Raw genomic sequence first — 548 nt, 5'->3', positions numbered from 1 at the left:
TGGATCACCTCCTTAAACGATAGCGGATTCTTAGCAAGCGTTCACACGAATTATCTGATCACTGATAAAGAGAGCATGTCAGGCATGACCGATACAGTAATGTAACGGAATGCTTAGGCAGGATTTTTTGTTCTGATCGAGGCGTCAGCGGCACGAAGAACGGAGTGTGTGTTTTACACATGACCGACTGAGTAACGATGACAACGAAGCACAGGATGAAAAAGACCACTAAGGGGCTATAGCTCAGCTGGGAGAGCGCCTGCTTTGCACGCAGGAGGTCTGCGGTTCGATCCCGCATAGCTCCACCATTTTACGCCACTCAGCGTTAAAAACCTCGTCACATAGCAAGCTATGCGTCCTCGGGTTTTGCCTTGATTGACATAAAATATGGGTTGATAGTTTAGTCGATGATTCATTGGCTAGAGTTTTACTTAGTTGCTCGTCTGAAAGTCTTAAAACATACACATCTGCTTGATGTTTATCTTTTAAAGCTTTTAGCTTTATACGCTCTTTAACAAATGAATCCTGTAACAAAACGAGAAAGAAAT

The 548-nt window shown here is 43.4% G+C and carries 1 tRNA gene; it reads left to right on the top strand.

The window, feature by feature from the left end:
• Nucleotides 1–232 precede the first annotated feature (232 nt).
• A tRNA-Ala gene (locus tag Q4488_RS18805) sits at nucleotides 233–308 on the top strand.
• The last annotated feature ends 240 nt before the right edge of the window (nucleotides 309–548 follow it).

Origin of the sequence: Amphritea sp. 1_MG-2023 (assembly GCF_030547545.1) — a bacterium.
GTDB lineage: Bacteria > Pseudomonadota > Gammaproteobacteria > Pseudomonadales > Balneatricaceae > Amphritea.
This window is presented reverse-complemented; position numbering and strand designations above follow the sequence as displayed.